Origin of the sequence: Rhodocytophaga aerolata (assembly GCF_030503435.1) — a bacterium.
GTDB classification, from domain to species: Bacteria; Bacteroidota; Bacteroidia; order Cytophagales; family 172606-1; genus Rhodocytophaga; species Rhodocytophaga aerolata.
In genome coordinates this window covers 1,020,053-1,043,624 of record NZ_JAUKPO010000001.1, presented here as the reverse complement: position 1 = coordinate 1,043,624, position 23,572 = coordinate 1,020,053, and the positions used below count along the sequence as shown (strand labels likewise).

At 42.1% G+C, this 23,572-nt stretch carries 17 protein-coding genes; 8 read left to right on the top strand and 9 right to left on the bottom strand.

From position 1 onward, the window contains the following. Positions 1-529: 529 nt before the first annotated feature. Both Q0590_RS04245 and Q0590_RS04240 read left to right on the top strand, forming a co-directional pair. Positions 530-1,096 (top strand): Crp/Fnr family transcriptional regulator, encoded by a 567-nt coding sequence (locus Q0590_RS04245; RefSeq protein WP_302036232.1) that lies wholly within the window; start codon positions 530-532, stop codon positions 1,094-1,096. A gap of 64 nt (positions 1,097-1,160) precedes the next feature. Next, positions 1,161-1,898 (top strand): SDR family oxidoreductase, encoded by a 738-nt coding sequence (locus Q0590_RS04240; RefSeq protein WP_302036231.1) that lies wholly within the window; start codon positions 1,161-1,163, stop codon positions 1,896-1,898. Between the two features lie 116 nt (positions 1,899-2,014). Here the strand turns inward: Q0590_RS04240 and Q0590_RS04235 are convergent, their stop codons facing one another. From Q0590_RS04235 to Q0590_RS04225, 3 genes are all read right to left on the bottom strand, one after another. Beyond that, complete coding sequence (locus Q0590_RS04235; protein ID WP_302036230.1) at positions 2,015-3,355, bottom strand: peptidoglycan DD-metalloendopeptidase family protein; 1,341 nt, start codon at positions 3,353-3,355, stop codon at positions 2,015-2,017. 250 nt (positions 3,356-3,605) lie between these two features. Continuing rightward, entirely contained in the window at positions 3,606-4,730 is a 1,125-nt protein-coding gene (locus tag Q0590_RS04230; RefSeq protein ID WP_302036229.1) for a glycoside hydrolase family 5 protein, read from the bottom strand. Positions 4,731-4,970: 240 nt separating this feature from the next. Further along, positions 4,971-5,330, bottom strand: coding sequence for a winged helix-turn-helix transcriptional regulator (locus Q0590_RS04225; protein ID WP_302036228.1), 360 nt, complete (start codon positions 5,328-5,330; stop codon positions 4,971-4,973). A gap of 105 nt (positions 5,331-5,435) precedes the next feature. On the opposite strand from Q0590_RS04225, the gene Q0590_RS04220 reads away from it, so the two are divergent. The 5 genes from Q0590_RS04220 (at position 5,436) to Q0590_RS04200 (ending at position 13,756) form a co-directional block, all read left to right on the top strand. Beyond that, entirely contained in the window at positions 5,436-6,320 is an 885-nt protein-coding gene (locus tag Q0590_RS04220; RefSeq protein ID WP_302036227.1) for an NAD(P)H-binding protein, read from the top strand. 266 nt (positions 6,321-6,586) lie between these two features. Beyond that, positions 6,587-7,318, top strand: coding sequence for a TVP38/TMEM64 family protein (locus tag Q0590_RS04215; RefSeq protein ID WP_302036226.1), 732 nt, complete (start codon positions 6,587-6,589; stop codon positions 7,316-7,318). Between the two features lie 253 nt (positions 7,319-7,571). Beyond that, positions 7,572-8,048 (top strand): nuclear transport factor 2 family protein, encoded by a 477-nt coding sequence (locus tag Q0590_RS04210; RefSeq protein ID WP_302036225.1) that lies wholly within the window; start codon positions 7,572-7,574, stop codon positions 8,046-8,048. Between the two features lie 361 nt (positions 8,049-8,409). Next, the gene (locus Q0590_RS04205; RefSeq protein ID WP_302036224.1) at positions 8,410-12,597 is read left to right on the top strand and encodes a PAS domain S-box protein; all 4,188 of its coding nucleotides are present in this window, start codon (positions 8,410-8,412) and stop codon (positions 12,595-12,597) included. 406 nt (positions 12,598-13,003) lie between these two features. Next, on the top strand, positions 13,004-13,756 hold the full coding sequence (locus Q0590_RS04200; RefSeq protein WP_302036223.1) for a CHAP domain-containing protein: 753 nt from the start codon (positions 13,004-13,006) through the stop codon (positions 13,754-13,756). Between the two features lie 210 nt (positions 13,757-13,966). On the opposite strand, the gene Q0590_RS04195 is transcribed toward Q0590_RS04200, so the two are convergent. From Q0590_RS04195 to Q0590_RS04170, 6 genes are all read right to left on the bottom strand, one after another. Beyond that, positions 13,967-14,221 carry a hypothetical protein gene (locus Q0590_RS04195; protein ID WP_302036222.1) on the bottom strand — a complete coding sequence of 85 codons (255 nt, stop codon included), beginning with the start codon at positions 14,219-14,221 and terminating at the stop codon, positions 13,967-13,969. Positions 14,222-14,478: 257 nt separating this feature from the next. Then, complete coding sequence (locus Q0590_RS04190) at positions 14,479-16,668, bottom strand: TonB-dependent receptor family protein (protein ID WP_302036221.1); 2,190 nt, start codon at positions 16,666-16,668, stop codon at positions 14,479-14,481. A gap of 365 nt (positions 16,669-17,033) precedes the next feature. Then, on the bottom strand, positions 17,034-17,705 hold the full coding sequence (locus tag Q0590_RS04185; RefSeq protein WP_302036220.1) for a carbohydrate-binding family 9-like protein: 672 nt from the start codon (positions 17,703-17,705) through the stop codon (positions 17,034-17,036). Between the two features lie 51 nt (positions 17,706-17,756). After that, a complete protein-coding gene (locus Q0590_RS04180) occupies positions 17,757-18,980 on the bottom strand; it encodes an acyltransferase family protein (RefSeq protein ID WP_366970303.1) in 1,224 nt (407 codons plus the stop codon). 506 nt (positions 18,981-19,486) lie between these two features. Continuing rightward, positions 19,487-20,671, bottom strand: a complete 1,185-nt coding sequence (locus Q0590_RS04175; protein ID WP_302036219.1) for an MFS transporter — start codon at positions 20,669-20,671, stop codon at positions 19,487-19,489. A 281-nt stretch (positions 20,672-20,952) separates the two neighbouring features. After that, positions 20,953-21,633 (bottom strand): sulfotransferase family protein, encoded by a 681-nt coding sequence (locus Q0590_RS04170; RefSeq protein WP_302036218.1) that lies wholly within the window; start codon positions 21,631-21,633, stop codon positions 20,953-20,955. 221 nt (positions 21,634-21,854) lie between these two features. On the opposite strand from Q0590_RS04170, the gene Q0590_RS04165 reads away from it, so the two are divergent. Beyond that, complete coding sequence (locus Q0590_RS04165) at positions 21,855-23,441, top strand: aryl-sulfate sulfotransferase (protein ID WP_302036217.1); 1,587 nt, start codon at positions 21,855-21,857, stop codon at positions 23,439-23,441. Positions 23,442-23,572: the final 131 nt, after the last annotated feature.

Genomic DNA, 23,572 nt, shown 5'->3' with positions numbered 1-23,572 from the left:
ATGCCTGTCGAAATTCTATTTAAGTTGCCTTGCCATTTCTCAATAAATCTGCCTTATCTGTAAAGTATTGATTGTTAGTTATTTTGTTATTCTTATGGATTGCTTATATCTTAACAACTGTCCGTTATCGTACACTTTTTGTGCGGGAGTGGACAATCGCATGATTAAAATTACGGAACAGGATAGAGGGAGTACACACTTGTTTGATGAGTGGTTGAAACACTATATAAAATCTGCCAGTTTCCAGGATGTAGCAACAGTAAAGATTTGTTAATGGCTGTTTTATTTACCAGGTATGCATTGTTAGGTCTACCATGGACACTAGTATGTCCTAACCTCTGGCGTCGGTGCCTGTTTTTCTGATGCAATGCTGAATGAAAGCTGAATAGCGAAGTAAGCACAATAAAAAGGGTTAACCTGACTTACTATTGTTTTGCGTACAGGTTATTTCTAATTTAACGAACAAACGTTATTCAGGCTTGTCAGAATCAGCAAACTCCCCATGGTAACTATTGCCATATAATTTCCCATGTCTTTACATCAATTTATCCGCCGTTATATAGAAATACCCGATAAAGAGCTAGATGCTTTTGTCTCCCTGTTTAAAAAGAAATCCATTAAAAAGTACCATTACCTTTATAGGGAAGGCGATGTCTGTAATGAACTTATATTTTTGAATAAAGGCTGTTTGCGTTTCTTTTACATGCCCCATGAAGCAGAAATTAGTGTATGGTTTAGCTTTCCATTTACTATTGGTTCCGAAATTCAAAGCTATATTAGTGGCAAGCCTTGTAAATTTTCTGTGCAGGCTATTCAAAATACCGAATATCTGTATCTATCAAAAGCAGCTTTTGTATTGGCTTGCCAGCAGCAACCCCTGTTAAACCTATTCTATAATAAGCTTTGTGAAGAATGTATAGTAGATGTGATAGACCGGCTGATTTCTTTCCAGTCTCAAACGGCCGACCAGCGGTACCTGGAGCTAATGAAAGAGCCAGATTACCTTAAACTGATTCCACAAAAATATTTGGCTTCTTATTTAGGTGTAACCCCTACTTCCTTAAGTAGGCTTAGGAGAAAAATAAGCCTCTTCTAATTTCTTGTCATAAGGCAACTTCTGGCAGAAAGCGGTTTTCTACTTTTGTAGAAAAGGCGTACAAATGAACATACACAACCAGGTTATTGTCATTACTGGCGGGGCCAGTGGTATTGGCTATGCAATTATACAGGAATTGCTAAAAGCTAATACAATTGTGTCACTGGATCGCAATGTGCAAAAAATTAACAGGCTTACAGCAAACCTTAGCCAGGTAACAAGCATACAAGCCGACATAACAGATCCTGAACAGGTATCGCATTCGCTTGAGGTAATTTCTCAAAAATTCGGTAGAATAGATATGCTCATTCATAACGCCGGAAAAGGCAGCTTTGTGGATTTTGCCAAATGCCCAGAGACAGAATTACAGCATGTGCTTAGGCAGGAAATAGAAACCAATTATATGGCACCTGTTTTACTCACCAAAAAAGCGTTATATCTTCTTCAGAAATCCAGACAACCAACCGTTGTATTCCTTACGTCAGGTTTAGCGTATATGCCGGTTGCTAAGTTTGCCGGATACTGTGCAGCCAAAGCAGCTATGCACTTTTTCGCTATGTCTTTGCGTCATCAGTTAAAAGATACACCAATAAAGGTAATAGAAGTATTGCCGCCAACGCTGGATACAGATTTTAATAAAGGACTAGATATTCCTAAAATGTCCCCTGAAACGTTTGCCAACCGGCTTATTAAAATGCTTGCCAAAGGTGAAGAAACCATTACGATCGGGCAATCTGTGGCTTTGGAAAAATTTGCCAGATTTTTTCCTGCCCTAGCTTTCAAAATGTTAAATAAGGACTAACCATTGGATGAACTTTGGGAAACAACATAAACAGAAAAACCGGTTTTAGGGTTAGCTAAAGCCAGTTTTTGGTTGCATTGTTTTCTTTTCAACGGACCATGAACTTACCATAAGGTTTACATATCCGCATCATCCAGATTATCCTGGGTATTTTCTCCGGCTGCTATCACCGGTTTGCCTTCTTCCACTTCCTGTAGTTTGGTCAGCATTTCCTGGCTACGTTGGGCGAACTGTTCTTTTTCATTTTTATCTATAGACTTTGCCTGGGGTAGTTTTTCTCTTAAGGGATCTACCTGCCTGCCGTTTTTCCAGAAGCGGTAGCAGAGGTGCGGTCCGGTGGCCAGGCCAGTGCTGCCAACAAAACCAATGGTTTGCCCCATTTTAACACGAACGCCTCGTTTAACGCCTTTGGCAAATTTAGACATATGCAAATACTGCGTAGTATAGGTATTGTCGTGCTTAATTTTTACATAGTTGCCGTTGCCCCGGTTATAGCCGGCTTCTATTACTACGCCTTCGCCAACACTCCGGATAGGCGTACCCCTGGGAGCAGCGAAATCGGTACCTAAATGTGCCTTGAAACGTTTTTGCACCGGATGAAAGCGCTTTAAGGAGAAACGGGAGCTCACGCGGCTATATTCTAAGGGTTCTTTCAAAAAGGCTTTCTGTAAGCTTTTTCCCTCCTCATCAAAGTATCCGGCCTGTTGGCCTTCCCCGTGATAAATGGCATACATTTCTTTCCCGTTGTGCTCAAATACGGCGGCTTTTACTCTTCCATATCCTACAGGCTTACCCTCCAGTTGCTGCTCTTCATAAATTAATCTGAATTTGTCGCCGGGTTGTACAGCCCCAAAGTTTATTTTCCATGAGTAGATATCGGCAAAGTGGTTGATGAGGCCTGGAGAACAGCCTGCTTCTGCCATAGCTACATAAAGGCTGCTTTGAATGGTACCTGCCAATGTCCGCTCTACGGTTTCCAGTTCTTTTTCTTCCGTGTAAATATGTAGGGAATCGTGCAGGTTGACTACCACATACTCCGTATCACTTGGCTGATAAATAAAATAACGGGCGGTTTGCGCAGAATCATTCTCAACAAGCAAGGTGTACGGTCTGTTTGCCCGGATCTGGCGCAGGTTAAAAACATTTTTAGATTTTTGCCTTAATTCATCCATCTGGGCAGTGCTGATGTTGTGCTTCTGCAAAATATGCGACAGACTCTGCCCGGGTTTAATAGTTTCATTAATTACCAGAAATGAATCGCTGGGAATGCCAAATACGAGGGTAGGTTCTTTTATTTGTGGAACTTCTTCTAATTGCTGTTCTATCACATAGGGTTCGGGAGATAGTACGGTTACGGTTGTAGATTCAGCCGGGGAGAGATAACCAAAAGTAGACAAGATAAAAAAGGATACAGACAAAACCAGGCCACATGCCAGTCCAACCCAAAGTTTACGCATAAGTTAAGAGTTTACCAGAAAAACTAATCTATGTATATGATAACAGCCTGAAGAATTCAGACATATAGGGATTTCACTCTAAGCTAACGCGAAAAAATCCTATTATTGTATGTTATCTCCTAAGTAATGCTTCAATAAGTTACTAAATTCCTGACTGTCAATAGAATCAAAAATGAATAAAATTAGCACGTAGCTTCTGTAAACCCCTAGATTCTATCAGGCTATAAACATACCTGCTAGCTTGCTATACTCATTTCTGAGTGCCTACTAATATCCGGATCATCTCTTTCTGCTCGGTTTGCTTCTGGTCAACAATACCAAAACTGCCTTTGTAATCCCAGGTAGCCCAGGCTATATTGTGTTTTTCCAGCACCGATTTCATGTCTGTATACCATTGCAGCCGTGCTTTTTCAGGAACGGTAGCCAAACATCCCCATTCCCCGCAGTACAGAGGTAAGTTATACTTTTTGGCTACAGCCAGGGGCTTTTGAAAATGGGCTTCTATATCTTCTTTGGTATAGTACAATTTTTTGCTGGATACCGCTTTAGCAACCGGTTCCGGGAGGTTTTTTATATCTTCTTTCTTCACAATCTGACCGGGATAATTTACCGGGCCTTTATAGGCTTTAATGTCCGTCCAGGAAGCCTGGTGGTGGGTAAGCAAAAAAGGCTCATACATATGGAAGCTGAGAATAATATTCGGGTCATTTGAAGGCACGCGTAGCTGGTCAAAGGTATCGGCGCTTTGCCACCTGTTAGAGCCAATAACAATCTTTCTTTCCGGTTCTTGTGCCCGTACCACCGCTACGGCTTTTTCTACCAGCTTGTTCCAGTCTTCCGGATCGTCAGCTACTGGTTCGTTCATCAGCTCGTAGGCCAGGCTGGTTGCCGGATATTTTTTTAGTTCAGCCGACAAGTCACGCCAGCACTGGAAAAACCGTTCCTGGGCAGCAGGTTGTGTCCACAAAGGTTTTTCTTTTTCATTGAAATGATGGGAACGTAAAATATGCAGATCTACAATGGCTTTTAGCTTATTTTGCTGACACCATTCCAGCGCCTGGTGCAACAAACCAAAAGCTTCCTGATCTTTCTTGCCATCTGCTGTCCAGAGTTGTTCTTCATCTACCGGGATGCGCAGGTGATCGAATCCTAAACCGGCCAGGTAAGCTACATCCTTTTTAGTAAAATACTCTTTCCGTTCGGTCCCTCTTTTTGTGCTCTGCGAAAGCCAGTGGCTAATGTTAATTCCCCGCTTGATCGGAAAATCTATGGCGGCTGGTTTTGAGCTTTGCGTTTGTGCCATAGCTGCCGGATTGCCCTGCACGAAAAATAAGCCAGTAAAAAACAGAATAGAAAATAATAGTTTTGCCACCATTAGAAAGCGGGTAAAAGTAGGTTGGTAATATCTGAGCTAAACTTACTGAAAGAACAAGATAGAAACTTGGTTTTGAAATATCAAATCTGTTAAGCTTAGCTGAACCAGACTATGGGTTTTGGATTAGCTTATCACATGGCAATACCGGTTTTGTAATGCTTACACAGCTTGCTATATATAAACCTGTTAGGTTTTCGAAATCTAACAGGTTAGGAAGCCAGGTTACACCTGTTGCTTACATTAAGCTTCCGTTGCCAATACGGCTGTTTGCTGTTCTTTAAAATGATTTAAGCCCCATTCTTTCATACTTTCTATTACCGGAAGCAACGAATGACCTTTGGCTGTTAAAAAATATTCTACTCTGGGTGGAATTTCCGCATAGATTTTTCTCTCAATCAGGCCATCTTCTTCCAGTTCCCGGAGTTGTGAGGTAAGCATTTGTTTACTGATGTTGCGAAGCATCATAGACATTTTGCCAAACCTGTTAATCTTATTGCTAATCAGGTACAAAATTAAAATTTTCCATTTGCCGCCAATAATTTCCATCGTTGTGGTTACCGGACAACGTTCTATATTCTCATAACTTATTTTCTCTACCATGCTGATAATCAATATTAGTCTGTTTTTTGTAACTATATCAGTTTTTTATAACTACTTACAAAAATAAGACTAATTTGTAACTTTGAAGAAAAAAATACTAAGACTATGAAAAAATATGTAATAACAGGTTCCTTAGGAAACATTAGCCGGCCCCTGGTAGAAGGCCTGGTAAAGCAAGGGAAAGAGGTGAAGGTAATCACAAGCAAAGCCAATAAAACACAGGAGATCGAAAAATTAGGTGCCAAAGCGCTGGTAGGCGATGTAAATGACGCTGCTTTTGTAAAAGAGGCATTTAAAGATGCAGAAGTCGTATACACCATGATTCCACCCATCTGGCAAACTAATGACTGGCGGAAAGATATGGACCGGATTGCCGACAATTATATTGGGGCTTTGCAGGGCAGCCAGGTAAAATATGTAGTAAACCTGAGCAGTGTAGGCGCGGATGTAGGCCAGGGCTGCGGCCCGGTAGATGGCCTGTACGATTTTGAGCAGAAACTGAACAAGCTTCAGGGTATCCAGATAAAACACCTGCGGCCAAGTTATTTTTATCATAATTTACTGGCGCAAATACCCATGATTAAAGGTGCCGGCATAATGGGGGGAAATTTTGGTGGCAACGGCACTGTTTTTTTGGTTCATCCGAAAGATATTGCTGCAGCCGCCCTGGAAGAATTGCTGAATCTGAACTTCACCGGGTCGTCGGTACGGTATATTGCCGGAGATGAAAAAAAAGGACAGGAAATAGCCAGCACCCTGGGAAAAGCCATTGGCAAAGACCTGAACTGGGTAGAGTTTACCGATGAGCAGCAACACCAGGGATTAACAGGAGCCGGATTGCCAGAAGCCATTGCCAAGGAATATACAAATATGGGCAATGCCTTGCGCAACGACTTTATGCAGGCAGATTTCCGAAAACACAAACCCACCCTGAGCCCAATAAAATTAGAAGAATTTGCCAACGAGTTTGCTGCTGCCTACAAAGGCTAAGCCTAACAATTTTTAATGGAAGCATGCCGCTAGAATTGATTATCAGTTCATTGAAAAAAGCCTTGTACACGTACAGGGCTTTTTTATTAGCTATGGCAACAAATGTACTTGTCTCTATTCGCTTCTAAGCTATATATAGTATGGTTACCAAAGATATAATACTGGTCTTACTAGCTTACACACAAAAAAACTGCTGCTTTTTGTATCCTTCTGCCAGGTAAAATCAGTAAGTAGACTCGAGTGAGTATAAAACAATCGAATAACGAATGAAAAATCAATCGGATGCGGCTGCACAGCCTGTTAAACAAAGCAGATGGCCGTTATATATTTCTGTAGCCCTGGTGCTATCTCTGGTAGTGGCTTATTTTGTGGTGCCTTCTTTCCAGCAATTCATCAAGGAAGCCTATCAGGTTCTTACCAGTGACGATAAACAACGAATTTCTGAATGGGTAAACCAGTTTGGGTGGATAGGGCCAGTTATTATTGTGGTTGCCATGATTGCCCAGATGTTCTTACTGGTAATTCCAACAATTTTATTGATGGTGATTTCTGTAATAGCCTATGGCCCCGTAGGAGGAACACTCATTACCCTGATAGGGATAGTATCTGCTTCTTCCGTGGGATATATGCTGGGAACATATTTAGGAACAGTTACCGTAAATAAACTGATCGGCGACAAAACGGAGAAAAAGATAGAAACGTATGTAGAACAATATGGATTCTGGGCAGTAATTGTTACCAGAATTTCCCCTTTCTTGTCCAATGATGCCATTAGTTTTGTAGGGGGCTTGCTGCGGATGGGCTACCTGAAGTTTATCGGAGCAACCCTGATCGGAATACTTCCCCTGGCTTTGCTTATTGCATACCTCGGTGAAAGCAACGACCGGTTAATTAATGGGTTAATCTGGGTGTCAGCAGGTAGCCTGCTTGCATTAATTGTTTATATTGTGTACGACCGGAACCGGAAAAAACACTTGCAGCAAGAAACCGCAGAATAACATTATTAGAAACTGTTTAAAGTTTTGATAAATGAAGTTAAAAAGTGCGTAAGCCCGGAAAAACAGCGGGGCAAGCGTAAGCCTTGTGCGCAGAAGCATTGTTTTTCCTATACTTTTTTTGTTACTTTTTTGTGGCAATGACAAAAAAGTAAGAAGATACGGTTCAAGCTATCCGGTTTAGGATAAACTAAATCAATGGATGATAGAATTTGAAATAGTTTCATAATCAAAGGCGATTCCTTCCTCTATGCGTATGAGAATTTTGTTTAGTTTCTTAAGCCTGTATTGTCTGGCGGCTACAGGATATGCACAATCAGCAAGCGAAAAGAAAGCGGTACTTCAGGTAGTGCAGCAACTGTTTGACGCCATGGCAGCACAAGATACTGTGGCTGCCAACCGTACACTTACGCTGGATGGACAATTTTACGCGGTGCAAACCAGAGCAGACTCTACGTATATAGGCCGCCGTACGCATCAGCAGTTTGTCCGGAGCCTGGCTAATAAAGAGCGGGTAATTGAAGAGCGTATGCGGGAAAAGGAAGTACAGGTGCAGATACATCAGCAACTAGCCATGGTATGGGCTCCCTATGATTTATGGGTTAATAAAAAATATTCTCATTGTGGGGTAGATGTATTCACCTTACTAAAAACAAACCAGGGCTGGAAAATTGCCTCACTGGCCTATACCATAGAACCTACCGGCTGTAAAAATATCCCTTCGCAAAAGTAAGTGTATATAGCTAGAAGAGATAGTTTAATGGAAAGACTACCTTCCTGAATTATATGGTGAGGTAGCTGAGTAGAACGCTGCCTGTTCGCCTGTAAAAAGCAATTTAACAAACACCTGCTTGCATTCCAGCCAGAATAATTTAATATTTACAAGCTATACTTGTTGACTCGTATAATTAACTTAGCCTGCCACCTGCCTTAAGCAGGGTTCAAATGAAGGCAGGTGCCTGTATCGAATCTGCTTACCTGGCTACTAGCTTATATTACCGGTTATACCAATAAGTTGCGTACATCCACTAGCTGGTATGTGCAGCAAAACTATATAAGCCACAAACAGTTATTGACTATATGCCCTTTGCTTTATGACAACTTTACAAGTTGCATCTTCCATGAAAGAATTAGCCAGATTTGCTGAATATGTACTGGTGCATACATTAGATGACATTACGGCTGTTTATCTGGGCAGAGCCCGGGAAGTGCAACAGCGGTTGTTACAAGCATTCAGTCATTTGTCCGACGAGCAGATACTAACCTACCTGAGAGGCAATTTTAAAGAACTGTTGCAAAGTATGGTAGACGGAACCGCACACGAACATGCGCTGCAAGCAATTGCCCTGTGGGCAGATAACAAATTTCCCTTTATTACCTGCGACATGCCTGGGCTGCACGACCTCATAGAGGTTATCAACATCCGCAAATATAGCTTTATTAAACTCCTGCCTTCTTATACCACCGATGTACATACCTTTGCTGCCATAATCTTAGAGCTGAACGAGTATTATGATTTTTACCAGGAAAAATTATTTGAAAGCTACATCAGCCTGGAGCAGAAAGCCCTTAGGCAGGAAAAGACCTTTATAGAAACCGTCTTAGATTCCACGGAAGAAGGCATTTCCGTGGTGGACCAGCAAATGCGGATAACCGTATGGAACAAAGCAATAGCCACCCGCACCGGAATTAGTAAAGAATTCGTTCTGGGAAAAAATGTATGGGACCTGTTTCCTTTAAACGCAAAAGGCGTAGAGTATGAAGCGGTAACACAGGCCTTGCAAGGCCAGAAAGTACACCTGGAAAACATTCCTATAAAAGCCCGCCAGGGATATTACGATGTGGATGTGGTGCCGCTGAAAAATGCCGAAGGAGCGGTAATTGGCAGTGTGTCTATCTCCAAAGATGTAACAGAAAAAAAATTGCGGGAAGAAAAATTGCAGGCAGCTTATACGTATCACCTGAAAATCCTGGAAGACTTTCCGGCTTTTATCTGGCGATCTGATGCGGAAGCTACTCGCGATTATTTTAACCAAACCTGGCTAGATTTTACCGGAAAAACGCAGGAGCAGGAACGCAACAACGGATGGCTAAATGGTATTCATCCACAAGATAAAGAGTACTATTTTCGTACATATACAGAAGCCTTTGAGAACAGAATCCCTTTTAGGCTAGAATACCGCTTGCAAAGGCACGATGGAGTTTACCGGTGGCTAATGGAATTTGGAAAGCCTATCTACAATCTGGAAGGCGAATTTGCCGGCTACCTGGGTGCCAGCTTTGATATTACCGACCAGAAAGAAGCCGAACAAAAAATTCTGGAAGAGCAGCATTTTATAAAAACGTTGACTGATACATCCCCAGACATCATTTCGGTATACGACCTGCAGGAAAGAAAAAATGTTTATATAAATAAAAGTTATGCTGAACTGCTGGGCTACACGCAACAGGAAGTACACCAGCAACGTAATGCAGGGAGCAAAAGCCTGGCAGACCTCATACATCCGGACGATCTTTCCAAAGCATTTTCATTTTTGCAAGACTATAGGGCTTCCAATGAAAATACGGTAAAAGAAATAGAATACCGCGTTAAGGATGCCGCAGGCAAATACCGCTGGATGCTGGCCCGGTACAATGTGTTTAAGCAGTCGGAAGAAGGGAAAGTCCTTCAGATCATCGGCATCTCCAGAGACATTACCGACCGGAAAAAAGCGGAAGAGGAAATTCTGGAAAATAAACGGTTTATTCAGCAGATAGCCGAGGCCACCCCTGATGTGATTATCGTACTGGACCTGCTACAATTCAAAGTAATGTATGCCAATCAGCAGATGGAAACCATTCTGGGGTACACCCCGGAACAAGTCTACCAGATGACCGACGAAGACCGCCTGAATATCATTCATCCGGATGATACCCAGATGCGGATTCAGTTCTTTCAAGCATTTGCTACCATACGCAACCAGGAGGTCCGGGATATTACCTACCGGGTAAAAGATGCCCAAGGTCAGTGGCACTGGATCTGGTGTAAATACACCGTTTTTAAACGTGATGCAGCAGGTAAGCCTTTGGAAGCCATTGGTATCTGGCAGGATATTACCGAGAAGAAGAAGACAGAAGACGAATTGCAACTGGCCCACAAAAATCTGTCTGAGGCTTACCATGAATTAGCTGCTACGCAAGAAGAACTTACCCAGACCAATGAAGAACTACATGAAACAAATGCAGAGTTAGAAAAACGGGTAGCCTTACGTACAGCCTTGCTGGAAGAGCAAAAGGCGGCTTTGCATAATTTGTTTATGCAGGTGCCCGCCCTTATTGGTATTCTTAGGGGGAAGGAGGGCCGGGTAGAACTGTTTAATCCTACATTCAGTAAATGGTGGGGAGGAAGAGAGATTGTAGGGAAACCTATGCGGGAGGCCTGGCCTGAACTTGCCGGACAAAGCTATTTTGAGCTGATAGAAGAGGTAATGCATACGGGTGAGATCGTAGTACAATCGGAATCTCCCCTCTATATTAATCGCCAAAACAACAGTACACTCGAACTAGTATATGTAAGCTTCACCTATGCGCCTTACCTGGACCTGAATGGACACATAGATGGAGTAATTATTTATGGCGTAGATGTAACCGAGCATGTAGCCTCGCGCAACCAGCTCAAACAAATGAACGAAGAGCTCAGCAGAAAAAATCAGGAAATTGCTGCCAGTGAAGAAGAGTTAAAAGGGATGCTGGAAAACACAGTAGAGCTAAACCAGGAACTAGCGTCCAGAGAAAATTTTCTGTCGAGTATTATTGAGCAAACTCCTTTCAGCACCTGGATTGCCGATAGGCAGGGTACGCGTATCCGGGCAAATAAGGCCTATATGGAATTAGTTGGTTTAGCGCATGAAAAGCAGGATGATGGATTATATAACTTGTTGACAGATCCGCAACTGATGAGCGAGCCTTACTTTCCTCAGATACAAGCCGTTTTTACAGAGGGCAAAACCTGCAGAATAGAAACAGCCTATACCCTATCTGGCAACAGGCAAAAGAATATTCCGGCGGAAGAGCGTATTCACCTCATCGTGACTATTTTTCCGGTGAAAGATCCGGATGGAGAAGTAACCCATGCGGTTATTCAATATGAAGACGTCACGCTGCAGCATAAAGCAGCTGAGGCGCTAAAAGCGAGTGAAGAACAGTTACGCCTCATAACAGATGCCCTTCCGGTGTTAATTACCTATGTAGATAAAGACCTGCGCTACCGCTTTAACAACAAAGCCTATGAAGACTGGTTTGGCATTAGCCGCCATGACGTATATGGAAAGTCTGTACCGGAAATCATTGGGTGGCAAGCCTATGACAAAGTAAAAGAATCTATCCGCCGGGTATTAAATGGCGAGAAATTCTATTTTGAGGCACAACTTCCGTATAAGGGAGCAGGTACCAGGTATGTGTCTGTCAATTATATTCCGCATATAGTAGCGCAGCAGGTACAAGGCTATTATGCATTGGTTACCGATATATCGGCGCACAAAGAGGCACAGCTGGCCCTGGAAAGGGCTGTTGCCCAGACGAACCAGAAAAATGCAGCCCTTCAGCAGGTAAATACCGATCTGGATAATTTTGTTTATACCGCTTCACACGACCTGCGTTCGCCAATTGCCAATTTGCAGGGCTTACATGCGGTGTTATCTAAAAAATTAAGCGACAAGCTAACACAATCCGAAGCAGAACTGATGGATTTGGTCGGCAAATCAGTAACCAAACTTAATCAAACCATTAAAGATCTGGCAGAAATAGTAAAGGTGCAGAAAGATATGGATGGTGGCTCTGAACAGATTGTATTTGCTGAAATTCTGGAAGATGTCGGGCAGGATTTATCTTTTCTGCTTAGCAGCAAAGATGTAGACTTGCAAACGGCTTTTGCAGTACCTGCTGTCCCATTCATCCGGAAAAACCTGAAAAGTATACTCTATAACCTGTTGTCGAATGCCATTAAATACCAATCGCCCGGCCGGCCTTGCCAGATACACATACGGACCTATGAACAGGAGGAATATATTATACTTTCTGTCGCAGACAATGGGCTTGGTATTTCTGAAAAGGGCAAAGAAAAGCTTTTTGGTATGTTCAAGCGCTTTCATACACATGTAGAAGGTACTGGCATTGGGCTGTATATTGTTAAACGGATTGTAGAAAATAGCGGCGGTAAAATTGAAGTAGAAAGTAAAGAAGGCGAGGGTACTACTTTCCGGGTGTATTTTAAAGCTGATTTTACTTTGCCACCTGTCGAATAATAGAGCAAACGGTGTCGGCTAAACTCTTTATACTGTCTGATTTTTCAACAGGTTGGCAGGTGATGCAACGGGCACAATCCTGCACTTATTCAAGCTACTTTTACAGGGCAGTATTTCTGAAATTTACGTTGCATAGGCAGGTAAAAATACTTTAGCTACCTGTTTCTTTTCTGGTAAAATCTTCTATCTTTCCTTCTTATTTGCTACCTATTTCACCAGCTAGCGGAATCCTGCATATACACTTCTCATACCAGATTACATTTCAAAGGATGTTTACTTTGTGCGTTTGCTGCCATATATGGTAGCGTGCTAAAGCAAACTAAAACCTACAAAATAAGCCGCTGAAAATTTAGTGCCGTAGCCAGTCCTCCATTGTATCTACCAATAAACTAAACTACCTATCCACATGAAATACCCCGGAAGAGTTATTAAACAAGGCGAGGCCGATACTCAAATTGTAAAAGCTATTCAGCAGAAATTAAATGAACGGAACTTTGGCCCCTTACAAGGCACTGGTGTATTCGGCCCCAAAACGGTTCAATGTATTAAATTATTCCAGTCCCTCAACCGCGATCAGCAAGGCAATCCGCTGGTGGTAGATGGCAAACTGGGTGCTATTAGCTGGCAAGTATTGTTTGGGGAAGAGACTATCCCACATGTGCATGAAACGCCAAATACCCTGCTGAGCAGAACGCTGGAAGTAGCCAAAGGCCAGATCGGTATTATGGAAGATCCCCTGGGCAGTAACCGTGGCCCACAGGTAGATCGGTATCTGCAAAGTGTCGGATTGGGGCCAGGGTTCTTCTGGTGTATGGCGTTTGTTTACTGGTGCTTTAATGAAGCCAGCAAACAATTAGATAGGCCGAATCCGATGGTGCGGACAGGCGGCTGTATTAAGCAGTGGAATGAAGCAAATGCTAAAAGAATTAAAGGAGCCGATGCTGTAAATAACCCTTTTTTAATAAAACCTGGCCATGTTTTTATCATGGATCACGGCGGAGGGTTGGGACATACCGGAATTGTAACCAGCGTAAACGGAGGTACTATTCATACGATAGAAGGTAATTCTAACACCAGCGGCTCCAGAAATGGCATTGGGGTAGTAGAACTAAACCGGAAGATCAACTCCATTAAGAAAGGCTTTTTGGAATATAAGTAAAACACCTGCTTGTGTGCTTCCTTTTTGTCGATAAAAAATAATACCCGCCAACACCAAACCTAAACCTATGCGTTGCGGGTACTATTTATTGAAACTAGCCTGTCAGTAGCCTGACAAACTGGAATATATCCTTATACACGTAGAGAGGCATACTGAAGATATACGCAATTTTTCAATTATGTATAAGTACTAAATAAGAGGAATTACTTACTACCGGCAGCTGAGTTTATGTAAACAAATTTCTATTTCCAGCAATACTGCTTCGTATAAGTAATCGGCATAGCTGTATTGTTTGTATTTTCTGAGGATTTGTTTTTTAATGCGGACAAGTTCACTTCTCTTTTTGTATTTGAGCCGTTGGTGCAATTTTGTCATTCTCAGAATTGCTTGCTGATCCAGTTTCTGTTCTAATTCGTGCAACAGGCTTGTATTAGCTAATCCGTAAAAATTTGTAGTTGTTTTCATGCCCTTATCTGTATCATCCTCAAAGTTGCCCAGCATTATTTATACGGTGATAAGTATTTGTTCGGATTTCTTCCTGTAATAAATACTAACAGACAGGACATCAGGAGATTTACGGGCTATTATTTCAACGTCTTATTATGCGGAATGAGGCTACTTTTAAAACAGTTACTACAGGAAAAAAGCTAAAAGAAAATATAACCTAATTTGGATGAATTGTAATGGATAATGCTGCATATCACTTCATTTAACATAATAGGCTAAATAGAGATACCAAAAGTAACTACCAGGCTTCTGCCATCTGAACTCCATATACCCGGGCCGGGATACATAGATGGTCTTTTAGTAAAGTATTGCTTATTGGTAAAGTTGTTCATACCTGCTTTCAACAGGTAGTTTCCCTTGAAGCGGTAAGCTACATTTACATCCCATACACCATTGGCAGGCACCAGGCCAACCGTACCACTTGCATTTGGGGCTGCTATGTTCAAGGCATCGGCATAATTTTTTGAAACATAGCTATATTGTATACTGGCAGATAAGGTTTTATAGGCAAATTGTACTCCATTGCGGCTGATCCATTCCGGTATTCCTTCCAGTTTGTTGTTTTTTACACTACGGTTTTCATTGTTCACTACTACATTGCCCTGTGTGTAGAAGGCATTAAAATAGGAGCTGGCTGTAAACAAAGCAAGTTGTATAGTACGTGTCGTATAGAGATTACCTTGTACAAATACCTCCATACCATTCGTAAGTGTATTGCCGACATTGGTTTTATACACATACAGATTGCCGTTCTCATCGTTTTCTATCAGGGTACCAATCCGGTTCCGGTAGTTTATCTGGAATAAACTGATATCATACTGGATTTTACCTGCCCAGTTTCCTTGTAAACCTACTTCTGCATTATGCCCTCGTGCATCTTCCAAATCAGGATCAATTCTATCCAAAGCTGTTGGGGGAATAATATCTGCAAAAATAACCGGACGGAAGGCCTGAGAAAACCCGCCATATAGTTTAGCAGCGGGTGAAAGCTGATAGCCAAAACTTCCACCTGCCAGGGGGAACTGATGCTTAATCTGATTGGGTATGTTATCGGGTGTTAAATACCTAATAACTCCACTCATGCGGCTGTTGCCATATTCATACCGCAAGCCAGCAGAAAGCGTAAATTTACTTGTCAGAAAAAATAAATTCTCTGCAAACAAAGCAATGTTGCCAGTTTTAAAATGTAAATCCCGGCCAAAGCCTGCTTCTACCAGGCTAAGGTCAAAATCTGTTCCAGTTGTACCTTTACCCACTTGTTGCCGGTGCAGGTGATTGTTGATATAGCGTACACCAGTGGCAAGTACATTAGTTAAACTCCCCAGGCGATATTGATGACTAATCCGCAACTCAGAGGTATAACTATTAAACTGGTCAATATCTACCTGCCTGTTTTTGTAAGCATTGGTAACCGGATCAATTATATCTGGCTGAGTGGCAAAACCGATGTATTGCACGCTACTTCTAGTACCCAATACCGCAGAAGTGGTCCATTGCAGCTGGGTAGCAGGCTTTATGTGCCAGTTGAGGGAAAGGGAAGGAACATAAATTTCGGGTTTAAAATAATTGCGGCTACGAGTAGATTGCCTGGGATCGGCATAAAACATGCTATCAGTTAAGGCTCCGGCAATACGGTGCAAATAGGTGGACCGGCCTACCTCAGCACGTATACTCAGGTTCTTATTTGCCTGATAGGTAAGATTTATGAATTGGGCATCACTATCAGAGCTGGCATTCCGGCGGTAACCATCCGATACCCGCTTTTGGTAATAGGTGTAATACCTCCATTTACCCACCTTTCCGCCGATGGCATTATAAGAACTGAATAAGCCATAGGAACCCACTGAGTTTAAACTTTCAAAACTGATGGCCCCTGTTGTATCTGGCTTCTTTAGTACGTAATTAATCATGCCACCAAACTGGGAACCATATTGCAAGGAAGCCGTTCCCCGCACCAGTTCTATGCTTTCCACTGCTTCCATAGGTGGGCTATAATGGCTCGCAGGATAACCATAAATATCTGAGTTGGTCATTACGCCATTTTGCCGCACATTATACTCCCAGCTGCGGTGTGGGTCCAGGCCCCGGGTAGCAATATTCAGTTGATTGCCCGAACCATCCATATCATAGACAAAAGCACCGGGAATCTTGGCAAAAATCTGCCTTCCGGTTTTTTCAGCAATATTACCCGGCAAATCCTGCAGGCTGATGACTTCATGTTTCTTACCAGCCATAATATAGGTTTGATGCACGGATGGCAGCTGGCTAATATTTTGTAGTTTCTGCCGGTAGCCTTTTACCATTACTTCTTGTAGCTCTTTGGTCTGTATTGAGTCTTCTTCTTGTTGAGCATACCCACCTAAACAACACAGGCACAAGGATAAAAAGGTAAATAATTTTTTCATAGGTTGTTCTAAATAGGCTGATGAAAAAACAAATAGAAATCTGAAGTCCTTATCAAGCATAAGACACCTGGCTAAGAAAAAATTCTTCGTTGTTTTAGCTTATCTTATAAGTCAGGCATTTTCTTAATATTCCTACTATTAATTTACTTCGAATTAAAAAATAAACTATTAGTTGAGTACTAGTAATTTAAAAGTAACAACTGATTGATAGCTGCAAGATAAGAATAAGAATGCCGGATAAGAGATATGCAAAACGGATTTTTGTAGATGAGAAAAGAATTATTTACCTGAAAGCTATTTGTTTCTCAGGTGAAAAATAGTATATACGGACTTTAACAGGTTGCTAAAACACAATCTATTAATTTTTATACAAAACGGATCTCTCCGAAAAATTCTGGGCGGTGAAAGTCAGGTGCAGGTGTATTAATTTTTTGCCAGGAGAGATAATGAGGCTGTGGATGCGCATCGCCACATTTGTAGAAATTAGCCGTAGCTTTCTTTTGCGAAAGTGTTTGCAAATCATGTGATGAGAATACCTCCAGAGGAATTTTGATAGTCATTGTCCAGTGGACAGGCTCAGCCGGGTTGCCGGTAAAAACCGAATGGATGGCTGAAAGCCTTTGTATTTTGGCTATTGTAGCCGCATCCAGGCTTTTACGGTTACCCCGATTGGGGCCAAAGGCGGCCAGACAGGTACCCAGGCAATTAAATTCAAAATTGTAATAGCCTGTATCATCCCAGCTGATAAAACATTCCACACAGCTATCTTTATACACCGATTCATTTGTCTGCCTATAAAAAGCCTGCAGGTACTGTTCCTGTACATAATACTTTAGCAAAATATGTTTGTTGTCGTGTGCAGCGCTGAAATGTACCTCTGGTTGATAGGAAAACTCCGGCCAGGAAGCTATTCCAATCTTGTACCGGGGAAGTTCATTTAGCATGTCGTTAATTTCTTGTAGCGCTGCATTTTTATTTGGCAGGTAACTAATCTCTAAAGGGTTTGCTGTATCGGATGTATTCACTTGAAGGTTCATAGATGGATTAAATGGTTAAAATAATGGTATCCTGCTTACGTAACCGGATTTTTAAATCTTAATAAATAGCTTGCGTTTATACATCCAGTAAAGAATCCAGAATTCTATTAGCAGAACTAAGCTGCCTTTAACCAGGGTCGCATACGGTATTCCAAACACTTTATCAAAATTCTGGCCCAGGTGAATGTACAAGGAACTGGAAATAAATCCACCTAAGCCATCAGCTATTACATAGGCGGCAATTGAATTCATGCCGATTACCATTAATGGAAATGACCATTTCTTATAATTGGCGACATCAATTATTCCATAGAAAAAAGCCAGTAGCAAAAAGCACCAACCTCCGCTAAATATCGTCCAGGCAGGTGTCCAGATGCGTTTTACAATAGGATTTACGCCGCTAACATGCAGAATAACACCTAGTACAAGTAAAGCAACACCGGTAATGAGGAAGAACCTGATTTTTGCTTTCGCTTCTGTAGTATCTTTTAGAGCTTTGCCGGCAAATAAACCCAGAATCATGGTGCCAAGCGTAGGGATAAAACTCAGCGTCGCATAGCCGCCACCATTGTTAGTAAAAGGATTTTCTCTGGGAAACAGATTCAGAAACCATTGGTCGAAAGCCCAGGCCAGGTTGGTGTTTTTATTCCAATGAGCTGCAAAGCCTTTTAGGTTATGTTCCCAGTCAGGTGTTACGCCAGCTGCCACATAATCGAACGCAGGCCCGGGTAAGGGATATAAAGCAAAAGCCAGCCAATAACCGGTAAGAATTACCAGCAATGCCGCCAGTTGAACCCGCTGCGAAGCAAAGCCCAGTATAAAAAGAAAGGTATATCCTAAGCCAATCTGGGTTAAGGTGTCTTCAAAGGTAAAATAGGTTTGGGTGCTGTGCATCGAGCGCAGGAATATACCCAGCAAAATTAAAATGAGAGAACGGATAACGGCATGCTTGAGCAGGTTTGCAAAGGTGGCTCCTTTAGCTACCCGGCTGGCAATGGAAAAAGGCAAGGCTACGCCCACCAGAAAAGAGAAGGAGGGCTGAATAAGATCGTGCAACGAACAACCAACCCAGGGCACATGGTCCTGATGGAAGTACAAAAACCGCCAGAAGCTACTTTCGGGCAAGGCTTCCGATACCCGGCGGAAATTCAATACTTCTGCCATCATCAGCAACATGACAAATCCCCTATATACGTCTACAGAAGTGATTCTACGGACAAGAGGAGCCGAGCTGATGATAGGTGCTGAATCAGGAGAGGCTGTAAGCGTTTGCATATAGTATAGGTGTTTTTCTGAAAAATCACTTGCCATTAATATCGTTATCCGCTGCTTCCGGTTTTGTGCATGTTATGCAACATCTATATTACAAAAAAGAAATATAAGAATAATCTTCCAGATTGAGAATAGCTATGCACTATGTACATTTAAGTAGTTATTTTGATCTACCAACAGCGGCGCTTTACGTAGATGCGCCGCTGTTGGTAAGGCTGGAATGGCTATTTTTTCAGCTATAGTTCTTTTAGCAAATAATTTCTGAGGATTTATGCTCAACCCTGTTAAGTTTTCAAAATCTAACAGGTTTCTACTTGGGTAATCCTCTACTGTAAAAGGTATAGTAAACAGCTAAAACACTTTTTGCCATTAGTATGGTAGTGACTGGATGCCGGAAAGAACAGCTGGAAATTTAATAGGATAGTATCTATCGATCGCAGAAAAAATCAGTAAGATTAATTTTTCAGGCAAGTATCCGGATAGGTTATGGATGAGCAAGAATAGATTCGTCAGGGAGTAAGCGCTTTTCCAGTTTTGCTTATACTTAAAACAAAGAAGCCAACCGAAATCAGGAAGAGAAATCCAGAAGCCAGCATAAAGGTAGAGGAAATAGATACTATTTGTAGAACTGGAAAGATAATAACCGGCGACAAGAACTGGCCCAGAAACCAGAAGGTGGTAAGCTTACCCATTTCTTTTCCTCTGATCTGGGGCGGAACAATTGTCATTACCCACATATTTGTATTAGGGATCATCATCCCCATGCCTAGTCCGGATAACATCATCCCCACAAGAACTACCATATACGTGTTAGAGAGGGCAACGCAAATGTATCCTGCGGCCATCAGCAGATATCCTATAGAAAAGACAGCTAGAAAACTAAAGCGGCTTTTTAGTTTAGCATAGGAAAAAGAGGATAAGGCAGAAAAAGCCGTACTCATGGCAATAGCGGCACCTATCAACGAATTCTTTTCAATGCCTATGGCTTTGAGGTGAAAGGGTATCTGAACAGGGATTAAAAAGAAAATGACCCACATAAGCATGGTATTGAAAAATAACAGCCAGATAATGGAGGGAGCCTTTGCCTGCGCATTTCCCGAAGCACTGTTCTGGGTGGTTGATGGTTCGTACAAATACCTGATGCTAAGCGGTAGTACTACCAGAGAGAATAAATAGATGAGGAAAGGATACTGCCATCCGGCGTCTGCCAGTATACCACCCAAGCCAATAAACAGGATGCCTCCTAATGACATAAATGCTATCTGGAGGCCTACAAACTGCTGCCGCTCTATTCCCTCAAAATAATCGGCTATCAGGGTAATAACAATCGTCATAGACATCCCTACCGACATACCAAGCAAAGCTCTGGAGATAAGAATATGATACAGATTATTCAGGAAGTATCCGGCTGATCCTGATAGGGCATAGAGTACAAGGGCCATCCACAAAATACGTAGCCTGCCATGCCGGTCGATCAAACGGCCAGTAATAGGGGAGAACAGGGCAATTAGTAGCGCAGGCAGGGTTAATACTAACTTAACCAGAAACTCTGCGTTCTCTACGGATGAAAACACTTGGGCCATCTGGGGCAGTGCCGGAGAAATGGTAATTACTGACATAATTGTCAGGCTACTAACCAGGAGAAGGGTAAGCTTCAACTCCCATTTGTTGCTTTCAATAGATTTAACTTTCATATGGAAGGATAGGGGGCCTAAGATGAGAGTAGAAAACAGCTAAACTAACAGATGTCCTATCACGTTTGAAAGCAGCCAGCTATTTAGTTAGTTTCAGGCTTGATAGGTTATTTCTTTTTTGTAAAAATAGCTTGCCCCTCCACCCCGCTGATTTTAGCAACTGTTAACGGCTTACAGTAAGCAAATAATAATACATAAAGAGATGATAAGAGAACTTCTTGGACAGTAAAACGAACAACAAGTGTAAGGAGAATTGGCTTTATCGGGGCTGTATACGTATGTTATACCATATTCCCCTTCATCAGCTCTGTTAGCATTCCTTTAAAATTCTCTTTCTTATTTAAGTGTGGTAAAGGCTCATTGGGTACTGGTGCATTCAAAAATTTACACAGTGGTTCCCAACCTTCGGTAACATCGTAAATAAGTAACTTATCGGCCGGTACATGGGCTTTCACGTTTTCAATGTGCTGATTAAAAACTTCCTCGGCGAAGGCTTTATCTCCAAATCTGCCTTGCAGATGCTCTCCAAAGATGGTGCCTTTAGCAAATTTTACGCATTTAATCACCTTCCGTAGACGTGGATTAACAAGCAATTTGGCCATCATCGCTAATTTTTGAGGAACTGTTTGAGGGCCTGCCTGCCAAATTGTGCTGTGCATGCTGATGTACCATTTCTCAAAAGGCCTTACCGTAAGAATAACTTTTGCATCCGGGTATTGTTCCAGATGTTCTTTATACCAGGGATATCCTGGAAAATCTACGGTTGCTTCATAGCCCTTATAAAGCTCATCCCAGTTAGTTTTTCCAGTTTCTTTCAGTGTTAACCAATAATGAAGATTTTCCGGACGTACCAGAAGTTCCTTCATATGGTAGGTTTTCCGATAACCAAGTCTTTCCAAAGACTCTTTGAGGGTGTTTGTGCCGGTTCGAGGTAAACCTGCTCCAATAATTTTAATTGCCATTTTGAAGAGTGTTAAAGAGGAGAATTTTATTTAAGCAAAAAAGAATGTAACTACTTAAATGACAGGCGCTGGCGTAGTAAATTATTGAAAAATTTATAGTATTTTAATGTAGCATTTTATTTTCAATTTTGAAAACAAAATGCTACATTTATTATTACTCCACTAGTTGCTTCACCAGCTATTTTTAGTCAAGAATATTCCCACCAAACCATTCATTCCCAATGAAAAAGCTACCCTTCCTTCTTGTTTTCTTAGTGGGTATACTACCCATGGCTTTATGTCAGGTTGCAGCCAATCAAACAGCTTCAAAAGACACGGCAAATGTAGTAAAAGCAGCTCCTGCAAAAGACAGGAATATGTTCGGGCATAGAATTCCCCGCGGGCTAACCATTTACTCCGATGGGCTAACAGATGGCTATATTATGTTTGTTGTTCCTAACTCTGCTTCCGTTTATCTGATAAACCGCAAGGGGGAAGTCGTGCATGAATGGAAAAGCAATTATCCGGTAATGGGAGCCTATTTAACAGAGGATGGGTCGCTCATACAAAACGTAGTAGATCCGGATTTTCCTGTGTTTGCCGGCGGCGGCGAAACCGGAAGGATACAGAAGATCTCCTGGGATAGTAAACTGCTATGGGATTTTGAGTATGCCAATGAGAAGTATCATGCCCATCATGATTTCACGCTTATGCCGAATGGCAATATTCTGGCCATCGCCTGGGAAGCAAAAACGGCTGAGGAAGTGCTGGCCGCAGGCCGTAAACCAGTATTAACCCCTAAAGCCGGCTTATGGCCAGATAAAATTGTAGAGATTCAACCCAAAGGTGAATATGGAGGCAACATCGTTTGGGAATGGCATATGTGGGACCACTTGATTCAGGATTATGACCGCAAGAAAGCCAACTTTGGCAAGCCGGCAGAACATCCGGAATTACTGGATATCAATGTAGGCGATTCTTTACCACCGCTGATTTCCCAGGATAGCCTCAATATACTAAAAGCACAAGGACGGGCCAGACGCAACGTAACACTTGATAACAGAGGATCAGATGTATACCATGTAAACGCCATCAAGTATAATGCAGAACTCGATCAGATTGCTTTTAGCTCGCCTGAGTTGAATGAGATCTTTATTATCGACCACAGTACTACCACCAAAGAAGCGGCCAGCCACAAAGGAGGCAGATGGGGAAAAGGAGGCGATTTTCTTTACCGCTGGGGCAATCCGCAGAACTACCGCCAGGCAGATTCTACTGCCCGCCAGCTATATCATCAGCATGATGTCCGCTGGATAGAAAAAGGCATGCCCGGCGAAGGGAACCTGCTGATCTTTAACAATGATATCCATAACAATAAAGGCAAAGACCTAAATTATTCAGCCATCTATGAGATAACCCCACCAAAAGATCAAAAAGGAAATTACGTAGCAGAAAAAGGAAAGCCTTATGGGCCGGAAAATCCAGTATGGACGTATGTAGCTCCGGATACTGTTTCCTTTTACAGCAGTTTTATTTCTGGGGCACACCGCATGAAAAATGGCAATACCTTTATTAATGAAGGTGCCAGAGGACGATTTTTTGAAGTGACAAAAGAAGGAAAAATTGTCTGGGAATATTTAAATCCTTACCGGGGCGATGTCCGCAAACCCAACGGAGACCCTACTCCTGTATTACCCATGACCTATTTCCAGTTCCGGTCTACTTTTATTGGGTCAGATCATCCGGCTTTCGCAAACCGGAAGCTAACACCAGTTAATCCTCAGCCCAAACCTTTTGTATTGCCTCCTTTACCCGTGGCTCAAAAATAAAAAATCTCAGCTATACCAGAGAAGATACCGGCCTTCTATACTGTTCATATATAGAGGGCCGGTATTGTATGAGTACTGACCTATACTGCTGCGAATTATCGAATAGAATTATTTTGTACTAGTTGAATTGC